Here is a 17,164-nt window from a genome sequence, read left to right as displayed (position 1 = left end):
CCACCCAGCAAGCGGATCAGGTAGAACGGGTACTTGGCCTTGACCGCTTCCACGAAAGCGTAGGTCAGCGTGCCGTCGGGCTGGGTGGCGCGCCACATCAGGCCCTCCATCACACCGGCGATCCACATCGAGGCGATGTACAGCACCACGCCGATGGTGGCGATCCAGAAATGCAGCTCGATCAGGCGCACGCTGTACATCTCCTTCTCGCCGAAGAGCCGCGGGATCAGGTAGTAGAGCGAGCCGATCGAGATCATCGCGACCCAGCCCAGCGCGCCGGAGTGCACGTGGCCGATGGTCCAGTCCGTGTAGTGCGACAGCGCGTTGACGGTCTTGATCGACATCATCGAGCCCTCGAAGGTCGCCATGCCGTAGAACGACAGCGCCACCACCAGGAACTTGAGGATGGGATCGGTGCGCAGCTTGTGCCAGGCACCCGACAAGGTCATGATGCCGTTGATCATGCCGCCCCACGAAGGCGCCAGCAGGATCAGCGAGAACACCATGCCGAGCGACTGCGCCCAGTCCGGCAGCGAGGTGAACTGCAAGTGGTGGGGACCGGCCCACATATAGGTGAAGTTGAGCGCCCAGAAGTGAACGATCGACAGGCGGTAGGAATAGATCGGGCGGCCGGCCTGCTTGGGGATGAAGTAGTACATCATGCCCAGGAAGCTGGTGGTCAGGAAGAAGCCCACCGCGTTATGGCCGTACCACCACTGCACCATGGCGTCCTGCACGCCGGCATAAGCCGAGTAGGACTTCCACATGCCCACCGGCATCTCGGCATTGTTGACGAGATGCAGGATGGCGATGGTSAGGATGTAGGMGCCGAAGAACCAGTTGGCCACGTAGATATGGCGGGTCTTGCGCTTCATGATGGTGCCGAAGAACACGATGGCATAAGCCACCCAGACCAGCGTGATCAGGATGTCGATCGGCCATTCGAGCTCGGCGTACTCCTTCGAGCTGGTGATGCCCAGCGGCAGCGTAATGACCGCGGCCACGATCACCAGTTGCCAGCCCCAGAAGGTGAAGGCCGCCAGCGGGCCGCAGAACAGCCGCGCCTGGCAGGTGCGCTGCACGATGTAGTACGAAGTAGCGAACAGCGCGCTGCCGCCGAAGGCGAAGATGACCGCGTTGGTGTGCAGCGGGCGCAAGCGTCCGAACGACAGCCATGGCGTGTTGAAATTAAGCTCCGGCCAGATCAACTGTGCCGCGAGCAGAACGCCTACGGCCATACCGACAATCCCCCAGACTACCGTCATGACGGCAAACTGCCGCACAACGCCGTAATTGAAGGTGTCGGCGCGAGAATACGCGGCGGTGACAGCCATTCAGACCCCCAGATTGGATAAACATGAATTGATGTTGTGACTGTAGGAAAAGCGGGCGCCGACCGTCTTGATCTGTGTCAAGCGCACCGGAAAGCATGGGAACTCAGGTGCGATGGCGTCTCACATCCGCACACACGGCAATGCGGCCGCGCACGGCCACGGCTGCATTGCCGCGATCACTCAGGGCTTGTCGTTGTCGAGCAGAATGGCCTCGCCGGGCCGGTCGAGGTCGTCGTATTGCCCGGCATGCAGCGCCCACCAGAGCGCGCCGGCGATCACCGCGACCAGCACCAGGCTCATCGGCACCAGCAGGTAGAGCATGTCCATGGCGTCAGTCTCCAGGCTTGCCGGCGCGCAGCAGGCGCCAGGCGTTGGCCACCACCAGCAGCGACGACACCGACATGCCGATGCCCGCCATCCAGGCGGTGACATAGCCGCTTGCCGCCAGCGGGATGGCGATCACGTTATAGGCAAAGGCCCAGGCCAGGTTCTGGCGTACCACACGGCGGGTGCGGCGGGCCATCTTGAGCGCGTTCGCGATCTCCGCCACGCGGCCATGGGTCAGCACCGCGTCGGCGCCGGCCTGCGCCAGCGGCGCGCCGCTGCCGATGGCGATCGAGACTTGCGCCTGAGCCAGCACCGGCGCGTCGTTGATGCCGTCGCCCACCGCCAGCACCACGGCGCCGCCACGCTGCAGGCGCGCCACGTACTCGCGCTTGCCTTCAGGCGTGACGCCGCCCTCGCGGCGCGGGATCTGGAAATGATCGGCCCACCAGCCGACGGTGGCCGGCGTATCGCCCGAGACGAGATGGCAAGTCACGCCGAGCGCGCGCAACTCGCTGAGCAAGCGCGCGGATTGCTCGCGCGCCACATCAGCCAGCTCGAACACCGCCAGCGCACCGGCGGCGCTGCCCAACCACACCAGCGTGGCGCCGCGGCGCTCGCTGCCGGCAAGTTCGGCGTGCCAGTCGGCAGCGCTGCCGTGCTCGCACAGCGCCTCCACGAACTCGCGGCGGCCAAGGCGGTAACGCTGCCCATCCACATCGGCTTCAAGGCCCTGCCCCGGCACATTGCGCATGGCGTCGATGGCGAGCGTCTCGTGCGCAAGGCCTTGCGCCTGTGCGGCTTCGACGATGCCGCGCGCGATCGGGTGCTCGCCGGAGCGTTCCACGGCTGCGGCCAGGCGCAGGCAGGTGGCGGCATCGGCATCGCCGTTGGACTGCGTGCGCACCAGCGCGAATCGCYCTTGCGTGAGCGTGCCAGTCTTGTCGAGCATCACGTCCGTGACGCTGGCCAAGGTCTCCAGCGCGTGGCCGCGCGTGAGCAGCAAGCCGCGGCGCGACAGCGCGGCCCCGGCCGCGGCCAGCGCCGCCGGGGTGGCCAGCGAGAGCGCGCACGGGCAACTCACCACCAGCACCGCCACCGTCACAAGCAACGCGCGCGCGGGATCGATCCAGGCCCACCAGGCGGCGCCGGTGACGGCCGCCAGCGCCAGCAGGATGGCGACGAACCAGCCCGCCACGCGGTCGGCCACGGTGGCCAGGCGCGGCTTCTCGGCCAGCGCGCGGTCCAGCACGGCGACGATCTCCGCCAGCCGGGTACCCGCCCCTACCTTGGCCACGCGCAGCTCAAGCGGGCTCGCGGTGTTGAAGCAACCTGCCAGCACGGGATCCCCGATGCCGCGCGGCACCGGCCGGCTCTCGCCAGTCAGCATGGATTCATCGAGCTCGCTCGCGCCGGCGATCACCGTGGCATCGGCGGGTACCACCTCGCCCGCCTTGACGCGGATCAGGTCGCCAGCGCGCAGGCGTGCCACCGGCACCCGCTCGCCCGCGCCGCCCTCGGCACGCAGGCGCTCGCAGGTGGCGGGCAACTGCCGCRCCAGCATCTCGGCACCACTGCGCGATGCCTGGCGCACGCGCAGTTCCAGGTAGCGCGCCAGCAGCAGGAACGCCACAAACATGGTGACGGAATCGAAGTACACCTCGCCGGTGCCGCGCAGCGTCGCCACGGTGCTGGCGAAAAAGCCCGCGCCCACGCCCAGCGCCACCGGCACATCCATGCCCAGGTGGCGCTGCCGCAGCCCGCGCCACGCCCCGGTGAAGATCGGCGAGGCCGAGTACAGCACCACGGGCAAGGTCAGCACCAGGCTGGCCCAGCGCATCAACTGCAACTGGCCGGGATCGATGGTGGCTTCATGGGTATAGATGGGCCATGCGTACATCATCACCTGCATCATGCCGAGCATGGCCACCGCCATGCGCATCAGCAGCCCACGGCGCGCGTGGCGGTCTTGCCGGTCCGAGCGCGAAACCTCGAACGGCCAGGCCAGGTAGCCGATCCCCGCCAGCGCGGCGAGCAAGGCGGAGACCGGCTGCTCGGCCGCGCGCCAGCGCACCACCACGCGGCGCGTGGCCACGTTGGCGATCACCGATTCCACGCCGGGCAGGCTGCCCAGGTGCTGCTCGATCAGCCAGGCGCAGGCGGCGCAGCGGATGTTCTCCGGCGCCAGCGTGATCTCGGCCCGGCGTTCGTCCAGCGGGCGCACGAACTGTGCCCGTAACTCCTCGGTGTCGTAGGCGGCCCACACAGGCTCGGCCTCGCGCCGCGCCGCGTCGTCGATCGGCCGGGCAAAGCGGGCCTGGTCGCCATAGAGATGGCCGAACCCGGCTGCGTGCAGTGTCTGCGCCAGCGCCTGGCAGCCACCGCAGCAAAACGCCTGTTCCTCACCGTTGATGCTGGCATGCAAGGGCGGCTCGCCGGCCACGAGCGGCTGTCCGCAGTGGAAGCAGCCCGCGCGCCCGGCGGCCGCGGGCGCACCGCTTGCGCGGGCAAGCGGCGGATCGGGCAGGACAGGATAGGCTGGGGCTGGGGAAATCGGCATCGGGACTCTTTTTTACCAACTGCATGGTAAGAGTCCCGGCGGCAAGCCGCTTTGATGCAGATCAAGCGGGTGGCCAGACGGCGCCCTGCGCGCCGCTTGCGCAGGGCGTCAGGTCAGCGAGGTGTCGACCGTGCGGCGTGGCGCTTCCAGGTATTCACGCGACTGCATCTCGATAATGCGCGACACCGTGCGGCTGAACTCGTTGGCCATCTGGCCCTCGGTGTAGAGTTCATCCGCCGGCACTTCCGCCGAGATCAGCAACTTGACCTTGTGGTCGTAGAACACGTCGATCAGCCAGGTGAAACGGCGTGCCTCCGACGACATGCGCGGCGTCATCCTGGGCACGTCGGAGAGGATCACCGTGTGGAACTCGGTGGCCAGCTCCAGATAGTCGTTCTGCGAGCGCGGGCCGCCGCACAGCGTATTGAAATCGAACCAGACCACCCCGCCCGCCTTGCGTAGCGCGCGCAGTTCGCGGTGCTCGATATGCAGGATGGGGGATTCGTCGGCCACGCCGGCAATGCCGGTGAAGGCATGGCGCAGGGCCGAGCTGGCCTCGGGTCCCAGCGGCGTGTGATACGCCTCTACCTGCTCCAGCGCGCGCTTGCGGTAGTCGATGCCGGCATCGACATTGAGCACGTCGAGCTTCTCCTGCAGCAGCGCGATGGCCGGCAACACGCGATCCCGGTGCAAGCCGTCCGGGTACAGCAGGTCCGGCCGGTAGTTCGACGTCATCACGAACTGCACGCCGTTCTCGAACATCTGCTGCAGCAGGCGGTGCAGGATCATCGCATCGGCCACGTCGCTGACGTGGAACTCATCGAAGCAGATCAGGCGGAACCGTCGCGCGATGCGCTTGGCCAGTTCGTCCAGCGGATCCGGGCGCCCGCGCAACTCTTCGAGCTGGCGATGCACCTCGCGCATGAATTCGTGGAAATGCAGCCGCGTCTTGCGCACCACTGGCACGCAGGTATAGAAACTGTCCATCAGGAAGGACTTGCCGCGCCCTACCCCGCCCCACAGGTACACGCCCTTGGGCACGTCCGGGTGCACCAGCAGCTTTTTCAACGTGCTGTTGCGCCGGCTCTTGTAGGCCACCCACTCGTCGTAGCATTGCTGCAGGCGCTCGACGGCGCGCAACTGCGCGGGGTCGGTGGTGTAGCCACGTTGCTTCAGTTCCTGCTCGTAGTACTCACGGACGTTCATGCTGACTGCTTGCGCTGGATGCCGGGCGGGCGCCGGCTTGAATGAGGATCGGGGCGCGTGACAGGGCAAACCGCCCCTGCCGCCCCGAAAGCGAAAACGGCGCGCCGCTGGAGCGGCGCGCCGGTACTGAACAATACTCGGGCTACTGCCTTACATATTGAGCTGGCGCTTGTCGACAGCCAGTGCGGCTTCGCGCATGACTTCCGACATCGACGGATGCGGATGGCAGGTCCGGCCGATGTCTTCGCTGGCGGCCTTGAACTCCATCGCCACCACGGCTTCGGCGATCAGGTCCGAGGCATTCGCAGCAACCACGTGCACGCCCAGGATCTCATCGGTCTTGGCATCGGCCAGCATCTTGACGAAGCCATCCGAATGACCCATGCCCAGCGCACGGCCGTTGGCCATGAACGGGAACTGGCCGGACTTGTACTCGCGGCCTTCGGCCTTGAGCTGCTGCTCGGTCTTGCCCACCCATGCGATTTCCGGGAAGGTGTAGATCACCCACGGAATGCAGTTGTAGTCAATATGCGGCTTCTGGCCGGCGATGCGCTCGGCAACCGCCACGCCTTCGTCCTCTGCCTTGTGGGCCAGCATCGGGCCGCGCACCACGTCGCCGATGGCCCACAGGCCCGGCACCTTGGTCGCGCAGTGGTCGTCCACCTCGATGAAGCCGCGCTGGTCGGCCGCCAGGCCGATGGCGTCGAGGCCGAGGTTGTCGGTGTTGGGCACGCGGCCAACCGACACGATCAGGCGATCGACTTCCAGGGTCTGGGCAGCGCCGTCCTTGTCGGTGTAGCTGACGGTGACGTTGTCCTTGCCCGTCTTGACCTCATTGACCGTCACGCCCAGGCTGAACTTCAGGCCTTGCTTGGTCAGCAGCTTCTGCGCTTCCTTGGCCACGCCTTCGTCGGCGGCGCCCAGGAACGACGGCAGCGCTTCCAGCACGGTCACTTCAGCACCCAGGCGGCGCCACACGGAACCCAGCTCGAGGCCGATCACGCCAGCGCCGATCACGCCCAGCTTCTTCGGCACGCCGGCGAACTTGAGCGCGCCTTCGTTATCGCTGACCAGCACGTTGTCCACCGCGACGCCCGGCAGGTGACGCGCCTTGGAGCCCGTAGCGACGATGACCTGCTTGGCCGTCACGACTTCGGTACCTGCCTTGCCGGCGACCTCGACCTGGAAGCCCTCGGCGGTCTTGCCGACGAACTTGCCGTAGCCCTTGAGCAGCGTGACCTTGTTCTTGCGGAACAGGAACTCGATGCCCTTGGTCATCTTGCCGACGATATCGTCCTTGCGCTTGAGCATCTTGGCCACGTCGACCTTGACATCGCCAACCGTGATGCCGTGGTCGCCCAGGTGATGCTGTACGTTCTCGAATTCTTCCGAGGATGCCAGCAGTGCCTTGGAGGGGATGCAACCCACGTTCAGGCAGGTGCCGCCCAGGCGCGGTTCGTCCTTGGGATCGTCGTAGGCATTGCCTTCGCAGCAGGCCACATTCAGGCCCAGCTGGCCGGCACGAATGGCGGCAATGTAGCCGCCGGGGCCGGCACCGATCACCAGCACGTCGAATTGTTTGCTCATGGAGATTCCTTTTGCAGCCACGGCGGGGCAACGTCGCCCGCCGGGCCGCTTTCAACTCTTCGGTCCGTCATGCCCGCCAGCGCCGCGCCCGATGACGGACACGGCGGGAGAAACGCGGGCAAGACCTCAGGCTTTGCAGATGATTACAGGTCCAGCAGCAGGCGTGCCGGATCTTCCAGCGCGTCCTTCATGGCGACCAGGCCCAGGACGGCTTCGCGGCCGTCGATGATGCGGTGGTCGTAGGACATGGCCAGGTAGTTCATCGGACGGATCACGATCTGGCCGTCTTCCACCACCGGGCGGTCCTTGGTGGCGTGCACGCCCAGGATCGCGGATTGCGGCGGGTTGATGATCGGCGTCGACAGCATCGAGCCGAAGGTACCGCCATTGGAGATCGAGAACGTACCACCGGTCAGTTCTTCCAGCGACAGCTTGCCGTCGCGGGCCTTAGCGCCGAATTCAGCGATCTTCTTCTCGATCTCGGCCAGGCTCATCTGGTCGGCGTTGCGCAGGATAGGCACCACCAGGCCACGCGGCGAGCCCACGGCGATACCGATGTCGAAGTAGCCGTGGTAGACGATGTCGTTGCCGTCGATCGAGGCGTTGATCAGCGGGAACTTCTTCAGCGCGTGGACCGCGGCCTTGACGAAGAAGGACATGAAGCCCAGCTTCACGCCGTGCTCCTTCTCGAAGCGGTCCTTGTACTTGTTGCGCAGGTCCATCACCGGCTTCATGTTCACTTCATTGAAGGTGGTGAGGATGGCGTTGGTGCTTTGCGATTGCAGCAGGCGCTCGGCGATACGGGCGCGCAGGCGGCTCATCGGCACGCGCTCTTCCGGGCGGTCGCCCAGGGCGGCAAAGTCCACCGGGGCGGAAACCTGCTGCAGCGCCGGCTTGGCAGCGGCCGGAGCCGGTGCTGCCTTGGCGGCCGGCGCGGGAGCGGGCGCGGCAGTCGCGGCCAGCACGTCGCCCTTGGTGATGCGGCCATCCTTGCCCGTGCCTGCAACCTGGCCGGCGGACAGGCCGCCTTCGGCCATCAGCTTGGCTGCCGAAGGCATTGCCACGGCGCCGGCTGCTGCCGGAGCGGCTGCGGCGGCCGGGGCGGCGGCAGCGGGTGCGGGTGCGGCAGCGGCGGGAGCGACGGCGCCAGCGGTGGCTTCGGTGTCGATCTTGGCGATCACTTCGTCGGCAACCACGGTGTCGCCGTCGTTGCGGATGATCTGCGACAGCACGCCAGCCGACGGGGCCGGCACTTCGAGCACGACTTTGTCGGTCTCGATTTCAATCAGGATTTCGTCTTGGGCAACGGCTTCGCCCGGCTTCTTCTTCCAGTTCAGCATGGTTGCTTCTGCAACCGATTCAGAGAGTTGCGGAACCTTGACGTCAACAATAGCCATGGTTGGAATTTCCTTGATGTATTCGTTTTTGCTTAAGGCAGGTGGCAAAAAACATGGCGGTGCGCGCTCTTCGCGCGCGCCGCCATGCTGGCCACGATCATTTGGTCAGGACAAAGCCCTTGAGCTTGGAGAACGCCGCATCCAGCAGCGCCTTTTGTTGCTCGTTGTGCTTGGCGTAGTAGCCCACCGCCGGCGATGCCGAGGCGGGACGACCCGCGTAACCGAGCTTCTGGCCTTCCGCCATGTTCTCCATGATGAAGTGCTGGACGAAGAACCAGGCACCCTGGTTCTGCGGCTCGTCCTGGCACCACACGATTTCGTTGGCGTTCGGGTACTTCTTCAGCTCGGCTGCCACTGCCTTGTGCGGGAACGGATACAGCTGTTCCATGCGGATGACGGCCGTGTCGGTCGCGCCGCGTTCCTTGCGGGTATTGACCAGGTCGTAGTAGACCTTGCCCGAGCACATGATCACGCGCTTGACCTTGCTGGCGTTCAGCTCTTCGTGATCGGGGATGACCGTCTCGAAGTGACCCTTGGCCAGGTCGGACAGCGGCGAGACCGCTTCCTTGTTACGCAGCAGCGACTTCGGCGTCATGATCACCAGCGGCTTGCGGAACAGACGGATCATCTGGCGGCGCAGCAGGTGGAAGATCTGAGCCGGGGTGGTCGGCTGGCAGACTTGCATGTTGTGGTCCGCGCACAGCTGCAGGAAGCGCTCGATGCGCGCCGAGCTGTGTTCCGGGCCCTGGCCTTCGTAGCCGTGCGGCAGCATCAGGGTCAGGCCCGAGGCGCGGCCCCACTTCACTTCGCCGGAGGAGATGAACTGGTCGATCACCACCTGGGCGCCGTTGACGAAGTCGCCGAACTGGGCTTCCCAGATCACGAGCGCGTTCGGCTCAGCGGTGGAGAAGCCGTATTCGAAACCGAGCACAGCCTCTTCCGACAGCACCGAGTCGATCACCGTGAACGGTGCCTGGTTCTCGGACACGTTCTGCAGGGGCACGTAGCTGCCTGCATCCCAACGCTCGCGGTTCTGGTCGTGCAGCACCGAGTGGCGGTGGGTAAAGGTGCCACGGCCGGCGTCCTGGCCAGTGATGCGCACCGGGTAGCCCGAAGCCACCAGCGAGGCGAAGGCCAGRTGCTCGCCCATGCCCCAGTCCAGCGGCTGGTCGCCGCGACCCATGTTGGCGCGATCCTTCACCACCTTCTCGACCAGCGGATGCAGCTTGAGGTGTTCGGGGATGGCGGTGATGCGTTCGGCCAGGCGCTTGAGCTCGGTCACCGGCACGGCGGTGTCGGCGGCGTCGGTCCACTTGCGGTTCAGGAACGGCATCCAGTCCACGGCGAACTTGTTCTTGAAGTTCGACAGGACGGGGTCGACGGTGTGCTTGCCCGCGTCCATCGCGGCACGGTATTCCTTGACCAACTGGTCGCCGAAGTCGGCAGCCACCAGGTTCTGCGCGGTCAGCTTGTCAGCGTACAGCTTGCGCGTGCCCGGGTGCTGGGCGATCTTCTTGTACATCAGCGGCTGGGTAACGGCCGGCGTGTCCTGCTCGTTGTGGCCCAGCTTGCGGAAGCAGATGATGTCGACCACGACATCCTTCTTGAACTCCATGCGGAAGTCCACGGCCAGCTGCATGGCGAACACCACGGCTTCGGGATCGTCGCCGTTGACGTGCAGCACCGGTGCCTCGATCATCTTGACGACGTCGGTGCAATACAGCGTGGAACGCGAGTCGCGCGGGTCCGAGGTGGTGAAGCCGATCTGGTTGTTGATCACGATGTGCATCGTGCCGCCCGTGCCGTAGCCGCGGGTCTGCGCCAGGTTCAGCGTTTCCATCACCACGCCCTGGCCTGCGAATGCCGCGTCGCCGTGCACTTGCACCGGCAGCACTTCCGCATGGCCTGCGGGTTCGCCGCGGCGTTCCTGGCGGGCCTTGACCGAGCCTTCGACGACCGGGTTGACGATTTCCAGGTGGGACGGGTTGAAGGCGAGCGACAGGTGAACCGGGCCGCCTTCGGTGGAAACGTCGCTGGAGAAGCCCTTGTGGTACTTCACGTCGCCGGCCGGCAGGTCATCGACGTGCTTGCCTTCGAACTCGGCGAACAGGTCAGCCGGCATCTTGCCCAGCGTATTGACCAGCACGTTCAGGCGGCCGCGGTGGGCCATGCCGATCACGATTTCCTGCACGCCCTTGCTGCCGCTGTGCTGGATCAGTTCGTCCATGGCAGCGATGAAGCTCTCGCCGCCTTCCAGCGAGAAGCGCTTCTGGCCAACGTACTTGGTGTGGAGGAAGCGCTCCAGGCCTTCGGCCGCGGTCAGGCGGTCGAGCACGTGCTTCTTCTTTTCGAGGGTGAACACCGGCTTGGAACGCGTGGTTTCCAGGCGCTCTTGCCACCAGCGCTTTTGCGCCTGGTCGCTGATGTACATGAACTCGGCGCCGATGCTGCTGCAGTACGTTTCGCGCAGGTTGTTGAGCAGCTCGCGCAGGCTCATCGATTCCTTGCCGAAATACGTATTGCTGGCGTTGAAGACGATATCGAGATCGCTTTCGGAGAAGCCGTAGAACGCGGGGTCGAGGTCCGGCAGGGGCGGACGTTCCTGGCGCTTGAGCGGATCCAGGTCTGCCCAATGCGAACCGATGTTGCGGTAAGCGGCGATCAGCTGCGTGGCAGCGACGCGTTTGCGCCCCATATCGGAGTCGGCCGAGGCAACAATAGTCTTGATCGGGCCCGCCTTGGCGCGCTCTGCGAACGAGGCGACGATGGGAGCGTGGGGAATATCGCGGGCGTTGGAGCCATCGACAGCCGGCACGTTCTGCATCGCGTCGAAGTACGCGCGCCAGTTATCGGGAACCGAGGAGGGATTTTCGAGGTAGGCCTCGTACAGCTCTTCTACATAGGGGGCATTGCCGCCGAAGAGGTACGAATTGCTCTGATACTGCTGCATCATGGGGCGCTCACTATTATCCGGGAATGCCGGAATAAAGCGGGTTCATCAACCTTCCGCGACACGGCTTGACCGGTTAGCGGATTGCAAACAACTCTTTCTGGGCAGCAACTGAAACACATTAAATGCATCATTATGCAAACGGCACCGCAGCGGGTGCCGATCTGTTCAGTCGCCCTGAAAGGGTCAGTTGTGCGTGGAAGGACCTAAGTCTTCACTCGCATAAGAATAGCACGTTTGCCACGTGAGCCGAGGGAATTTTGCCGTAACGCGGGCGGGCCGCTCCGCAGTGTTGCGAAGCGGCCAAGACCGCCTCCCGAGGCAGATGACGAAACCCATGCGTTCGATAGCATGGAGCCGGAAACCAAAGGAGCGATCCGTGCACCTCTTGCCACACCCGCCACGGGCCAGCGCCCGGCCCCGTCAATGATGCCCGCCCCCACCGCCGACGCCGCGGCACCAAGCGCCGCTTCCGCCACATGGCGCGCGGACCTGGTGGCCGGCCTGGCCATCGCCGGCCTGCTGCTGCCCGAGGCCGTAGCCTATTCCGGCATTGCCGGGCTGCCGCCGCAAGCCGGCGTGATCGCGCTGTTCGCGGGCCTGCTGGTCTACGGCCTGCTTGGCAGCAGCCGCTTTGCGATCGTTTCGGCCACCTCGTCGTCTGCCGCGGTGCTGCTGGCAGCCACCACGGCTGCCGCCGAGGGCGACGCCGGACTGCGCATCGCGCTCGGCGCCGCCGTGATCCTGCTGGCGGGGGTGCTGTTCCTGCTGGCGTCGCTGGCGCACCTGGGGGCGATCTCCAACCTGATCGCCAAGCCGGTGCTGCGCGGCTTCGCGCTGGGATTGGCGCTGACCATCGTGCTCAAGCAATGCCCGAAGGTCCTGGATGTGCATCCGGCGCACGGCGACTTCCTGCGCCTGGCCTGGGAACTGCTTGCCAGCTGGCGCCACTGGAACCTGGCTGGCGCGGCGGTGGCACTGGTTGCGCTGGCGCTGCTGCACCTGTTCGCGCGCTGGCGCGCCATGCCGGGCGCGCTGCTGGTCATCGCCGCTGGCATCGTGCTCGACCTCAGCGGCTGGACCCAGGCACATGGCGTGGCTGCCGTCGGCAACATCGCCCTGCAGTTCTCGGCGCCACGGGTGCCGGACCTGAGCACGGCCGACTGGATGCGGGTGGGCGAACTGGCCGCCGCGCTGGCCCTGATCCTGTACGCCGAGAGCTACGGCTCGATCCGCACCTTTGCCATGCGCCACGGCGACATCGTCTCGCCCAACCGGGACCTGGCGGCGCTGGGGCTGGCCAACCTTGCTTCGGGGCTGTTCCAGGGCATGCCGGTGGGCGCGGGCTTTTCCGCCACCTCGGCTAACGAAGCAGCCGGCGCGCAAAGCCGCCGTGCCGGCTTGATCGCGGGTGCCGTGGTCTTTGCCGCGGTATGCACCCTGCTCCCCTGGATTTCGCACACGCCCGAACCGGTACTTGCGGCCATCGTGATCCGCGCGGTCGGGCACAGCCTCAACCCGGGCAGCCTCAAGCCCTATTTCGACTGGCGGCGCGACCGCCTGGTCGCGGTGACCGCCTTTGCCGGCGTGCTGTTGCTGGGCGTGCTGCATGGGCTGCTGCTGGCGATCGGGGTCAGCCTGGCGATGCTGCTGCAGCGCTTGTCGCGCCCGCAGGTGAGCTGGCTGGGGCGGTGGGCCGATAGCCACGACTTCGTCGACACGGCGCGCCACCCCGAGGCCACCGCACCCAAGGGACTGCTGATCGCGCGCCCGGAGGTACCGCTGTTCTTCGGCAACATCGATAGCGTGCTGGGCACCGTGCGCCAGGCGCTGGCGCGCGAGCATCCCCAGTACGGCCTGATACTCAGCCTGGAAGAATCGTCGGACCTCGACGGCACCGCCCTTGAAGCCCTGGGCGAACTGGCGGTGTTCGCGAAGGCCCACGGCATGCCGCTGCGGCTCGCGCGGGTCAAGGACGAGGTGCGCGACCTGCTGACGCATGCGCGCAACCCAGCCCTGCCCGAGGAAATATGGCGCGGCTGGAGCGTGGACGATGCGGTGCGCGACGCCTTGGCGCAGCCTGCATGAACGGGCCGCGCCAGCACCGCCGGGCGGGCTAGTCCTGACGCGGCGCGATCAGGTCGACCGCGTCGGTAATCAGTGCGTCCAGCCCCCAGCTCAGCAGCTCTGTCGCGCGCGCCGGGTCATTGACGGTATAGCAGGCCACCCGGAAGCCAGCCGCATGGGCTGCCTGGATGACCTCGGCGGTAAGCTCGCGATGGTTGGCATCGAGCGCCACGCAGTCCAGCCGGCGCAGCCGCTCCAGCCAGTCGGGCGGTAGCTTGTCCAGCAGCAGCGCGCGCGGCAGGCCAGGCGCGGCCTTGCGGGCCGCTTCCAGCGACTCTTCCGAGAATGACGACAGCAGCGGCAGCACATCGCTGCCGGCCCACAGTGCCTGCGCGTCGAGGGCTACCGCCGCGCCGGTGCGCCATTCCGCGCCGGGCACGGGCTTGATCTCGATATTGACGAAGAAGCCGTTGGCACGGGTATAGCGGGCAATCGCCGCCAGCGTGGGCACTGGCTCGCCGGCATAGGCAGGGCTGTGCCAGCTGCCCGCGTCCAGCATGGCGATCTCGCCCAGCGTCAGCGCATCGGCCCGCCCCTGGCCGTTAGTGGTGCGGTCCAGTGTCGCGTCGTGCAGCAGCACCGGGCGTCCGTCGCCCGACAGCTTCACGTCGAACTCGAACATGCGGTAGCCAAACGATGCGCCGTGGCGGAACGCCGCCAGGGTGTTCTCGGGTGCGAGCTTGCCCGCGCCACGATGGGCAACATGGCGCGGATAGGGCCAGGCGGCTAGGGTCATGTCAGGCCTCGATGCGCTTGCCGGAATCGGTGTCGAAGAAATGCAGGTGCTCGGCCGTGGCCGTGATCGGCAGGCGATCGCCGCCGCGCACCGGCATGTTGCTGTCCAGCCGCACCACCACCGGCTGGCCGCCCAGCGTGCCATACGCAAAGGAGTCGGCGCCGAGCGCCTCGACCAGCCGGACCTCGATCTCGGCGATCGCCTCGTGCGCCGCGCACGGCTCGATATGCTCTGGACGCAGGCCCAGCAGCGCGCGCTCGGGCAAGTGCAGGCCCATCGGCAGGTGGCCAAGGGTGGCGGGCGCGCCTTGCGCGCCCGGCTTCTGCTCCACGCGCATCTGCGCTTCGCCCTGCCCGCCATTGGTCCGCGCCACCGGGACCAGATTCATCGGCGGCGAGCCGATAAAGCTGGCCACGAAGGTGCTGGCCGGGCGTGCGTAGACTTCCAGCGGCGTGCCGATCTGCTCCACGCGCCCGCCATTGAGCACCATCATGCGGTCCGCCAGCGTCATGGCCTCGACCTGATCGTGGGTCACGTACATGCTGGTGGTGCGCAGGCGGCGGTGCAACTCTTTCAACTCCAGGCGCATCTGCACGCGCAGCTTGGCGTCGAGGTTGGACAGCGGCTCGTCGAACAGGAACACGGCAGGCTCACGCACGATCGCGCGGCCCATGGCCACACGCTGGCGCTGGCCGCCCGACAGCGCACGGGGCCTGCGCTCCAGCAGGGGCGCCAGTTCCAGGATGCCGGCGGCATGCTTGACGCGCTGCTCGATCTCGCTCTTGTCCATGCCGCGGATCTTCAGCCCGTAGGCCATGTTGTCGTACACGCTCATATGCGGGTAGAGCGCGTAGTTCTGGAACACCATGGCGATGTCCCGCTCGGCGGGCTCGAGGCTATTGACAACCTTGTCGCCAATATGCACCTCGCCGCCGCTGATGGCTTCCAGCCCGGCCACCATGCGCAGCAGCGTGGACTTGCCACAGCCCGAGGGGCCGACGATGACGATGAACTCGCCATCGTTGATTTCCATATCGATGCCGTGCACAACCTTGACGTTGCCGGCGTAAGTTTTCTGTACGTTGCGAAGCGACAGTTTTGCCATTGCTATTCTTTCTCGCTGGGCAAGCGTGGCGGGCGCGTCATCCAATGAGCGCCCCGCCCCACCCGCTTATTTTTCAGTTTCGACCAGGCCCTTGACGAACCACTTCTGCATCAGCACCACCACGATCGCGGGAGGCACCATGGCCAGCATCACGGTGGCCATCACCAGGTTCCAGTCGGTCGCGGCATCCCCGGAGCGGGAGATCATCTGCGTGACGCCCACCACCACCGGCGTCATCGACTTCTGCGTGGTGATCAGGAGCGGCCACAGGTACTGGTTCCAGCCGTAGATGAACTGGATCACAAAGAGCGCCGCGATGCTGGTCTTGGACAGCGGCAGCACCACGTCCTTGAAGAAGCGCAGCGGCCCGGCACCGTCGATGCGCGCGGCCTCGGCCAGCTCATCCGGAATGGTCAGGAAGAACTGGCGGAACAGGAAGGTCGCGGTCGCCGAGGCGATGATCGGGATGGTCAGGCCGAAGTAGCTGTCCAGCATGCCGAGATCGGACACCACCTTGTAGGTCGGCAGGATCCGCACTTCCACCGGCAGCATCAGCGTGATGAAGATCATCCAGAAAAAGGTCTTGCGCAGCGGGAACTGGAAGTACACCACCGCGAAGGCCGAGATGATCGAAATGGTGATCTTGCCCAGCGCGATGCCCAGCGCCATGATCAAGCTGTTCAACATCATGGTGGAGACCGGCGAGGCGGCATTGCCCACGCCGGCTACCAGCACGGTGCGATAGTTCTCCAGAAGATGGCTGCCCGGCAGCAGCGTCATCGGTGCCTGCAGCACCTCGTCGGCAGTCAGCGTCGAGGCAACAAAAGTGACATAGACAGGGAAAGCCACTACCACTACGCCCAGCACCAGCATCAGGTGCGAGAGAAAATCTAGAAAGGGTCGTCGTTCTACCATTTTGCCAATCCTTCAGTACTGCACCTTGCGTTCCACGTAGCGGAACTGCACCACCGTGAGAACAATCACGATCCCCATCAGCACGACCGACTGCGCGGCCGAGCCGCCGATATCGAGGCCGCGGAAGCCATCCTGGTAGACCTTGTAGACCAGCGTATTGGTAGCGTTGACGGGGCCGCCATGCGTCACCGCGTCGATAATGGCAAAGGTGTCGAAGAAGGCGTACACCACATTGATCACCATCAGGAAGAACGTGGTCGGCGACAGTAACGGGAATATGATCGACCAGAACCGGCGCCAAGGCCCCGCGCCATCGATGGCGGCTGCCTCGATCAGCGATTTAGGGATGCTCTGCAAGCCGGCCAGGAAGAACAGGAAGTTGTAGCTGATCTGCTTCCACGCTGCGATCAGCACCACGAGCAGCATGGCCTGGTTGCTATTGAGCAGGAAGTTCCAGTCCACACCGAACCGATGCAGCGCGTAGGACACCACGCCCAGGGTCGGGTTGAACATGAACATCCACAGCACGCCCGCCACCGCCGGCGCCACGGCATACGGCCAGATCTGCAGCATCTTGTAGCCACTGGCGCCCCGCACCACGCGATCGGCAAAGTAGGCAAGCATCAGCGAGACCGTCAGCCCGACCAGCGTCACCCCGACGGCGAACACGCCCGTGACGCGAAACGAGTTCAGGTACTGCGCATCACTGAACAGATCGCGGAAGTTCTCCAGGCCAACGAACTGGAGATCAATACCAAAGGCATCCTGCCGCAGCACAGACTGGTACAGCGCCTGTCCGGCCGGCCAAAAAAAGAAGATCAGCGTCACCGCCATCTGCGGAAGCACCAGCAGATAAGGCAACCATGAAGATCGGAATACGACCCGTTTTTCCATCACGCATCCAAGCCACCGCTATGCGCGGC

The 17,164-nt window shown here is 65.6% G+C and carries 12 protein-coding genes; 1 reads left to right on the top strand and 11 read right to left on the bottom strand.

Going from position 1 to position 17,164, the window contains the following annotated elements; genetic code table 11:
- From ccoN to AB4061_RS36340, 7 genes are all read right to left on the bottom strand, one after another.
- Positions 1-1,334, bottom strand: a 1,334-nt coding sequence (gene ccoN, locus AB4061_RS36370) for a cytochrome-c oxidase, cbb3-type subunit I (protein WP_441640971.1), incomplete at its 3' end; no start/stop codon positions are given.
- A gap of 180 nt (positions 1,335-1,514) precedes the next feature.
- Positions 1,515-1,661, bottom strand: coding sequence for a cbb3-type cytochrome oxidase assembly protein CcoS (ccoS, locus tag AB4061_RS36365; RefSeq protein ID WP_006162067.1), 147 nt, complete (start codon positions 1,659-1,661; stop codon positions 1,515-1,517).
- Between the two features lie 4 nt (positions 1,662-1,665).
- Positions 1,666-4,218: a heavy metal translocating P-type ATPase gene (locus AB4061_RS36360; protein WP_441640970.1), complete on the bottom strand. Its 2,553-nt coding sequence runs from the start codon at positions 4,216-4,218 to the stop codon at positions 1,666-1,668.
- A gap of 108 nt (positions 4,219-4,326) precedes the next feature.
- The gene (gene zapE / locus AB4061_RS36355) at positions 4,327-5,424 is read right to left on the bottom strand and encodes a cell division protein ZapE (protein WP_441640969.1); all 1,098 of its coding nucleotides are present in this window, start codon (positions 5,422-5,424) and stop codon (positions 4,327-4,329) included.
- A gap of 150 nt (positions 5,425-5,574) precedes the next feature.
- Positions 5,575-7,011 (bottom strand): dihydrolipoyl dehydrogenase, encoded by a 1,437-nt coding sequence (lpdA, locus tag AB4061_RS36350; RefSeq protein ID WP_441640968.1) that lies wholly within the window; start codon positions 7,009-7,011, stop codon positions 5,575-5,577.
- Positions 7,012-7,154: 143 nt separating this feature from the next.
- Complete coding sequence (gene odhB, locus AB4061_RS36345) at positions 7,155-8,408, bottom strand: 2-oxoglutarate dehydrogenase complex dihydrolipoyllysine-residue succinyltransferase (protein ID WP_441640967.1); 1,254 nt, start codon at positions 8,406-8,408, stop codon at positions 7,155-7,157.
- Between the two features lie 97 nt (positions 8,409-8,505).
- On the bottom strand, positions 8,506-11,361 hold the full coding sequence (locus AB4061_RS36340; RefSeq protein ID WP_441640966.1) for a 2-oxoglutarate dehydrogenase E1 component: 2,856 nt from the start codon (positions 11,359-11,361) through the stop codon (positions 8,506-8,508).
- A 423-nt stretch (positions 11,362-11,784) separates the two neighbouring features.
- Between AB4061_RS36340 and AB4061_RS36335 the strand changes: the two genes are divergently transcribed.
- A complete protein-coding gene (locus AB4061_RS36335) occupies positions 11,785-13,446 on the top strand; it encodes a SulP family inorganic anion transporter (protein ID WP_441640965.1) in 1,662 nt (553 codons plus the stop codon).
- Positions 13,447-13,474: 28 nt separating this feature from the next.
- On the opposite strand, the gene ugpQ is transcribed toward AB4061_RS36335, so the two are convergent.
- The 4 genes from ugpQ to ugpA all read right to left on the bottom strand — a co-directional run bounded on the left by ugpQ (position 13,475) and on the right by ugpA (position 17,135).
- Complete coding sequence (gene ugpQ, locus AB4061_RS36330; protein WP_441640964.1) at positions 13,475-14,221, bottom strand: glycerophosphodiester phosphodiesterase; 747 nt, start codon at positions 14,219-14,221, stop codon at positions 13,475-13,477.
- 1 nt (position 14,222) lies between these two features.
- Positions 14,223-15,326: a sn-glycerol-3-phosphate import ATP-binding protein UgpC gene (locus tag AB4061_RS36325; RefSeq protein ID WP_441640963.1), complete on the bottom strand. Its 1,104-nt coding sequence runs from the start codon at positions 15,324-15,326 to the stop codon at positions 14,223-14,225.
- 66 nt (positions 15,327-15,392) lie between these two features.
- The gene (ugpE, locus tag AB4061_RS36320; RefSeq protein ID WP_441640962.1) at positions 15,393-16,241 is read right to left on the bottom strand and encodes a sn-glycerol-3-phosphate ABC transporter permease UgpE; all 849 of its coding nucleotides are present in this window, start codon (positions 16,239-16,241) and stop codon (positions 15,393-15,395) included.
- A 12-nt stretch (positions 16,242-16,253) separates the two neighbouring features.
- Positions 16,254-17,135: a sn-glycerol-3-phosphate ABC transporter permease UgpA gene (gene ugpA, locus AB4061_RS36315; protein WP_441640961.1), complete on the bottom strand. Its 882-nt coding sequence runs from the start codon at positions 17,133-17,135 to the stop codon at positions 16,254-16,256.
- Positions 17,136-17,164 lie beyond the last annotated feature (29 nt).

This window comes from Cupriavidus sp. YAF13 (genome assembly GCF_052113425.1).
Lineage (GTDB): Bacteria > Pseudomonadota > Gammaproteobacteria > Burkholderiales > Burkholderiaceae > Cupriavidus.
This window is presented reverse-complemented; position numbering and strand designations above follow the sequence as displayed.

Excerpts from the sequence above, each read along its gene's own strand:
- ccoS (WP_006162067.1), bottom strand. The coding sequence starts at position 1,661 with ATGGACATGCTCTACCTGCTGGTGCCGATGAGCCTGGTGCTGGTCGCG.
- AB4061_RS36325 (WP_441640963.1), bottom strand. The coding sequence starts at position 15,326 with ATGGCAAAACTGTCGCTTCGCAACGTACAGAAAACTTACGCCGGCAAC.
- ugpQ (WP_441640964.1), bottom strand. The coding sequence starts at position 14,221 with ATGACCCTAGCCGCCTGGCCCTATCCGCGCCATGTTGCCCATCGTGGC.
- odhB (WP_441640967.1), bottom strand. The coding sequence starts at position 8,408 with ATGGCTATTGTTGACGTCAAGGTTCCGCAACTCTCTGAATCGGTTGCA.
- lpdA (WP_441640968.1), bottom strand. The coding sequence starts at position 7,011 with ATGAGCAAACAATTCGACGTGCTGGTGATCGGTGCCGGCCCCGGCGGC.
- ugpA (WP_441640961.1), bottom strand. The coding sequence starts at position 17,135 with ATGGAAAAACGGGTCGTATTCCGATCTTCATGGTTGCCTTATCTGCTG.
- zapE (WP_441640969.1), bottom strand. The coding sequence starts at position 5,424 with ATGAACGTCCGTGAGTACTACGAGCAGGAACTGAAGCAACGTGGCTAC.
- AB4061_RS36335 (WP_441640965.1), top strand. The coding sequence starts at position 11,785 with ATGATGCCCGCCCCCACCGCCGACGCCGCGGCACCAAGCGCCGCTTCC.
- ugpE (WP_441640962.1), bottom strand. The coding sequence starts at position 16,241 with ATGGTAGAACGACGACCCTTTCTAGATTTTCTCTCGCACCTGATGCTG.